This is a genomic window from Sulfurihydrogenibium sp. (assembly GCF_027448985.1).
Classification (GTDB): Bacteria; Aquificota; Aquificia; order Aquificales; family Hydrogenothermaceae; genus Sulfurihydrogenibium.
The window spans coordinates 1-6,465 of sequence record NZ_DAIDMN010000080.1 but is presented as its reverse complement, the minus strand read 5'-3'; the positions used below and the strand labels follow the sequence as shown (position 1 = coordinate 6,465).

The following is a 6,465-nucleotide window of genomic DNA, read 5'->3' as shown; positions in this document are numbered from 1 at the left end:
TGGAAAATTTGTAAATTTAAAAGATATTTTTTACAAAATAGATTTTATAAATATAAATTTAAGTTTGAATCCTAAGGAAATTACAGTTTCAAACTCCGAGATGGCTATACTAACTGAAAAAAATACATTGATAATACTATCAACAGAAAATTTGGAAGAAAATTTAAATAAAGTTAAAATATTTTTAGCAAAAAATAGTTTATCGAATTACAGTTATTTAAATTTTAGTTTTGACGAAATGGTAATAGCAAAAAAATAAAAGAGGTTAAAAATGGCGAAAAGTAAAATGTTTGTTTCTTTGGATATTGGAAACAGTAAAATATCTACAATATTTGCAGATGTTGATGAAATAGGGAACATATATATTGTAGGTTCAGGAGAATCTATATCCAAAGGAATTGAAAAAGGTATTATTATAAGTCCAGTAGATGCGACAAAATCTATAAAAGAGAGTGTATCTACAGGAGAAACAGCATCTGGATTCAGGGTCAGTGCAGTTTTAGTCAACATTGGTGGAAATCATATAGAGGCAAAAAAAGAGAAAGATACTATCACACTTTCCGTACCAAACAAAGAAATAGATAAAAATGATGTTGATTCCTTAATAGAAAAAATAAGTTCTAAATATCATAGTGAAAATACAACTATCCTTCACATTATACCTACTAAATACATCCTAGATGATGAAGATATAGTTTATGATCCAATAGGACTAATTGGAAATAAACTTACTGGAGAATTTACCATTGTAACAATAAAATCAAGTACTTTAAATAATATAAAGAAGATTGTTGAAAATGCAGGATTACGAATACTTGATGTTATCGTAAATCCTTTGGCATCTTCTACTTCGGTTCTTTTTCCAGAAGAAAAAGAGTTGGGAGTTGCTCTTATTGATATAGGTGGTGGTTTGAGTGATATTGCAGTTTATAAAAATGGAGCTTTAGAAATGCTAAAATCAATTCCGATAGGAGGCTCTTTAATTACAAAAGATATATCTTTTAGATTTAAAATATCAAAAGAGTTGGCAGAAAATTTGAAAATTAAATATGGGATGGCAGGCGTTGAATTTTTAGAAATAAATGAATATATAGAAATTCCTTCCAGAGAAGGGGAAGATAATATAAAGATAGAGAGAAAAGATTTAGTAGAAACCATAGAGTGGAGACTATCTGAAATATTTGAAATACTCAAAAGTGAACTTGAAAAATCAGGATTGTACGATAAATTAACCGGTGGAATCGTACTAACAGGAGGAGTTGCAAATACGCCTTACATCCAATATTTAGCAGAAAAAATTTTTGAAAAAGACGTAAGAATAGGGAAACCAAAAGAATTTAAAAGCTTTAGTGAAAAACTGTATAGTCCTCAATATTCTACATCAATAGGTATGTTGCAGTATTTGATCAACTCTTTAGAAAAAGTAGAAATGTCGTATAATAATAGCAGTGAAAAAAAATCTTTTGATATTGAAAACTTACTTAACAATATAATAAGAAAAATTAAAGAACTGTTTTAACGGAGGAAAATATGGAAATTAATTATGATGCTAAAAATCCTACTAAAATAAAAGTATTTGGTGTTGGTGGTGGTGGAAGTAACGCGGTTGCAAGAATGTACCAAGAAGGATTACAAGATGTGGAATTGTATATTGTCAACACTGATTTACAACATTTAAACTTTTTACCTGTACCCAATAAAATACATATTGGAGAAAGTATAAGTAAAGGTTTAGGTGCAGGCTCAAAACCAGAAATTGGAAGAGAAGCAGCTATGGAAAGTTTAGATAAAATAAAGGAAGCCCTTGAAGGAGCTGATATGGTTTTTATTGCAGCTGGCTTAGGTGGTGGAACAGGAACTGGTGCATCTCCAGTGATAGCTCAAGCTGCAAAAGAGATGGGAATTCTTACTGTAGCCGTTGTTACAAAACCTTTTAGTTTTGAGGGGAAAATAAGACAAAAAATAGCAGAAGAAGGTTTAATGCAACTTAGGGAAAAAGTAGATACATATCTTGTTATACATAATGACAGATTATTACAGGTTGCAGGCAAAAATGTATCTTTTGCTCAAGCATTTAAATTGGTAGATAACATACTTTATAAATCAGTAAAAGGAATAACAGACTTAATATTGGTTCCTGCCCTTGTTAACCCTGACTTTGCAGATGTAAGAACTGTAATGGAAAATGCCGGAAAAGCTTTAATAGGTGTAGGTTCTGCAAAAGGTGATAACAAAATAGAAGAAGCAGTAATGTCTGCGACAACTTCCCCATTATTGGAAGGAACATCTATTCAAGGTGCAAGAAGATTACTAATAAACGTAGAAGTCAGTCCAGACTTATCTTTTCAAGAGGTTAATGAGGCAGTCTCCCAAATTAGAGAGCTTGCCCATGAAGAGGCTCATATAATTTTTGGTGCTGCAATTATTAATGATACAGAAGATGAAATAAAAATAACTGTGATAGCAACAGATTTTGAAACAGAAGCCAAAAAAGAACCAAAACAAGAACAGCCTAAAATCAAAAAACCACCTCTTTTAGAAACAAAAAAAAGTGAGGAAAAGAAAGATGAAATTGTTCCTAAAACTCCTGAAGAAGACTTGTCTTATGATGACCTTGAAATTCCACCATGGATTAGGAAAGGAAGAGGTGTATAGATTTGTCTATTGGGCTTGCTAATCTTATAACACTTTCAAGGTTAGCTTTAATTCCTTTTATTATATACTCTATATTAGCTGATAATTATTTTTTATCTGGATTGTTAGTTATTTTAGCTATATTATCCGATTACTTAGATGGTATAGTTGCTAGAATATCTAACGATGTAACAAAACATGGAGAACTTTTAGACCCTGCTGTAGACAAAATTTTCACAGTTTCTGTATTGACCGCATTCGTAAGTAAACACTATATATCTCCTTTTGAAGTTTTTTTGATAGTTTCCAGAGAGATGCTTGTTACTTGGGTTAGAAGTGTAATGGTTAATAAAGGAGTGGTTATACCTGCATTTTCCTTAGGAAAGTTAAAAACTGCTATACAGTTATCAGCTATATTCCTTTTAGCAATAAATTTTGTAGATTATGGCAGAATTTTACTATGGTTTTCCATATTGGTTGCTTATATAAGTGCTTTTGAGTACTTCATGATATTCTATAAGGAGAAAGCGTGGAAATAAATTTTATTTTATATTTAATAGGAACCTATTTAATCTCTTCTATACCTTTTGGTCTGATAGTTGGTAAACTATTTGGTAAAGATGTAAGAAAAGAAGGAAGTGGTAATATCGGTGCGACTAATGTAACAAGGGTTGTAGGTAAAAAAGCAGGGATTGTTGTTTTACTTTTAGATGCTTTAAAAGGATTTTTTCCCGTTTATTTTGCAAAACTCATTTTTTTACCAAAGTACGTTTCTTTAGTAGCTTTAGTAGCTGTTATAGGTCATTGTTTTTCCATTTTTTTGAAGTTTAAAGGTGGAAAAGGTGTTGCAACAGCTATAGGTGTTTTGTATGCTTTATCTGTAAAATCAGCATTAATAGTGTCTACTTTTTGGCTTGGTGTTTTCTTAACTACTGGTTATGTTTCTTTAGCATCTGTTTTATCCGCTGGAATATCTTGGTCTATAGTTTATGTTCTATTAGATGATATTTATTATACTTTTGCAACTTTTATGATAGGTATAATTATAATAATGAAACACAAAGACAATATCAATAGATTTTTAGAAGGAAAAGAAAACAGATTTATCTATAAATAGGAGGCCAAAATGGGTGCAGATTTTACCAAAGCAGGAAAAGATAGAGGAGATATAGAAGCAGAACTTAAAAATATGATTATATCAGCAAAAGTTAACATCTCTGCTTATCTGACAAATATAGAAGATTTAACTAAGGAAGAGTTAGAATCTGATCTTACGGAGTATACAAATCAACTCTCAAGGTACATAATTCCTATCGTTAAAAGAGCTGAATCTACAGGTGATGTGAAATTAATTAAGATGGCTCATGAACTTAGAGAACTTCATGAAAATTTGATGAACCAAATAAAAGAAAGAATAAAAGCTCTCCCTTGAAGGAGAGCTACTTTTTTAAGCGAAACTATAACCATAACTCATTTTTTTAGCTAACTCTTCCAACCTTCTTATCCTTTCTTCTGTTGGTGGATGAGTTGAAAATAGTTTCATTATTGTATCGGCTTTTAAAGGATTTATTATCATCATGTGAGCTGTGCCCGGATTGACTTCTTGAGAAGCTATTTGCTGTAAATCAGGGTTATGGGCAATTTCTTCTAATTTTCTTAAAGCGTTGGCAAGACATAACGGACAGCCTGATATTTTTGCTCCAGTTTCATCAGCTATGAATTCTCTTGACCTTGAAATAGCCATCTGTATAAGGGTAGCTGCTAAAGGTGCAACTATAAATAAGATTAATGCACCTATTATGTTTACAACTATGTTTCCGCTATTTTCTTCATCTCTACCACCTAAAAAAGAAGTGTAATAAGCCATATTAGCAAGCATAGATATTGCACCACCGATTGTAGCTGCAATGGAAGAGATTAGTATATCTCTATTTTTAATATGTCCTATTTCATGAGCCAACACACCTTTTAGTTCATCTTTATTTAATATCTGTAGTATTCCGGATGTTACAGCAACAGCTGCATGATTTGGATCTCTACCAGTTGCAAAAGCGTTTGGAACATGAATAGGTGCTAAATATATTTTAGGTTTTGGTATGCCTGCTTTTCTGGCAAGTTCTTCAACCATTTGATGGAGCCATGGAGCTTCTTCATAAGGTATTTCCCTTGCTCCATACATTGCAAGTGCCATCTTATCTGAGAAAAAGTAAGCAAAAAAGTTCATAGCAAGAGCAACTACAAAAGCAATAATCATACCTTCCTTTCCAGCTACTAAATGACCTATCGCTAAAAACATTCCAGTAAGAACTCCAAGTAGTAAAACAGTTTTCAACTGATTTGCCATTTAACACCCCCGAATAAAAATTTTACTAATAAATATAAAAGGGAGATAGGTATTTTTCAACCCATCTCCCTCATATTAATTGTAAATAGTATGTAAATGATTAATGGACTTCAGGATTTATGACATCTCCACCTTCTTGTCCACCTTGTCCGTAGAGTTTAGAAGCAAATTTGTTCGCTACATTTTGCAGTTTATCCATTGCAGACTGTATAGTATTTCTATCGTTTGATTCTAATGCTTTTTTAGCTTCTGCTATTACATTTTCTGCCTCAGAAAGCTCTTCTGGTGTAAATTTAGCTTTGTTTTCGTTTAAAGTCTTTTCAAAGCTGTAAACAAGTGCATCTAATTGGTTTCTAAGTTCTATTGTTTCTTTGAATTTTTTGTCTTCTTCTTCGTGTTTCTTAGCTTCCTCTATGATTCTTTCTATGTCTTCTTTGGTTAGTCCACTTGATGGTGTTACTTTTATAGATTGGGATTTTCCTGTTGCTTTATCTGTTGCGGTTACGTGTAGTATTCCATCTGCGTCTATGTCAAAACATACTTCTATTTGTGGAACACCTCTTGGTGCAGGTGGTATATCCGTTAACTTAAAGCTTCCAAGTAATTTGTTTTCTCTAGCTACACTTCTTTCTCCTTGGTATACTGCTATTTCAACTGTAGTTTGGTTATCTACCGCTGTTGTAAATATTTCGCATTTTTTAGTTGGTATAGGCGTATTTCTTGGTATTAAAACTGTCATAACACCACCAAGTGTTTCTATACCAAGAGATAGTGGAGTTACGTCTATCAATAAGATATCTTTTACTTCTCCTTGTAGTATACCACCTTGAATTGCTGCACCTACCGCAACCACTTCATCCGGATTAACAGACTTGTTAGGTTCTTTTCCAAAAAACTCTCTGATTCTTTGTTGAACTAATGGTATTCTTGTAGAACCACCTACTAAAACAACTTCATCAATATCAGAAGGTTTTAGTTTCGCAGCTTCCAATGTTCTTTTAACTATTTCCATAGTTCTATCTACTAAATCTTTAATCATCTCTTCAAGTCTTGCTCTTGTTAATTTTTTCTGTAAGTGTAGTGGTTGATTTGTATTTGGGTCTATTGTTATAAATGGTAAGTTGATTTCTGTTTCCATTTTGAAAGAAAGCTCTTTTTTAGCTTGTTCTGCAGCCTCTTTTAATCTTTGGAACGCTGTTTTATCGTTTCTTAAGTCTATTCCATGTTCTTTTTTAAACTCTTCTACTATCCAGTTTATTATTCTTGCATCTATATCGGAACCACCAAGGTGTGTATCTCCATCAGAAGCCTTAACTTCTATTACACCTTCTCCACCTTCAAGAATAGATACATCGAATGTACCACCACCAAAGTCATAAACAAGAATTTTTATATCTGACTTTTTATCTAAACCGTAAGCCAATGCTGCTGCTGTAGGTTCGTTTATTATTCTTTTCACTTCCAATCCGGCTATTTTTCCTGCGTCT

Annotated in this window: 7 protein-coding genes and 1 pseudogene; 6 read left to right on the top strand and 2 right to left on the bottom strand. The window is 32.3% G+C overall.

Translation table 11 applies throughout. The annotated features are described in order from the left end of the window. From NE054_RS06790 to NE054_RS06765, 6 genes and pseudogenes are all read left to right on the top strand, one after another. A pseudogene (locus NE054_RS06790) lies at positions 1-259 on the top strand (hypothetical protein); the annotation flags it as partial. Between the two features lie 39 nt (positions 260-298). Further along, positions 299-1,519 carry a cell division protein FtsA gene (gene ftsA, locus NE054_RS06785; protein ID WP_297890052.1) on the top strand — a complete coding sequence of 407 codons (1,221 nt, stop codon included), beginning with the start codon at positions 299-301 and terminating at the stop codon, positions 1,517-1,519. Positions 1,520-1,530: 11 nt separating this feature from the next. Beyond that, positions 1,531-2,655, top strand: a complete 1,125-nt coding sequence (gene ftsZ, locus NE054_RS06780; RefSeq protein ID WP_297890051.1) for a cell division protein FtsZ — start codon at positions 1,531-1,533, stop codon at positions 2,653-2,655. Positions 2,656-2,657: 2 nt separating this feature from the next. Further along, positions 2,658-3,173: a CDP-alcohol phosphatidyltransferase family protein gene (locus NE054_RS06775; RefSeq protein WP_297890050.1), complete on the top strand. Its 516-nt coding sequence runs from the start codon at positions 2,658-2,660 to the stop codon at positions 3,171-3,173. After that, positions 3,164-3,751 carry a glycerol-3-phosphate 1-O-acyltransferase PlsY gene (gene plsY, locus NE054_RS06770; protein ID WP_297890048.1) on the top strand — a complete coding sequence of 196 codons (588 nt, stop codon included), beginning with the start codon at positions 3,164-3,166 and terminating at the stop codon, positions 3,749-3,751. Before NE054_RS06775 ends, plsY begins: the two co-directional genes overlap by 10 nt. Positions 3,752-3,760: 9 nt before the next feature. Continuing rightward, positions 3,761-4,066: a hypothetical protein gene (locus tag NE054_RS06765; RefSeq protein WP_297890046.1), complete on the top strand. Its 306-nt coding sequence runs from the start codon at positions 3,761-3,763 to the stop codon at positions 4,064-4,066. Positions 4,067-4,081: 15 nt separating this feature from the next. Here the strand turns inward: NE054_RS06765 and htpX are convergent, their stop codons facing one another. Continuing rightward, entirely contained in the window at positions 4,082-4,978 is an 897-nt protein-coding gene (gene htpX, locus NE054_RS06760; protein WP_297890045.1) for a zinc metalloprotease HtpX, read from the bottom strand. Between the two features lie 100 nt (positions 4,979-5,078). Continuing rightward, positions 5,079-6,465: molecular chaperone DnaK (dnaK, locus tag NE054_RS06755; RefSeq protein ID WP_297890043.1), on the bottom strand; the 1,387-nt coding region annotated here is incomplete at its 5' end.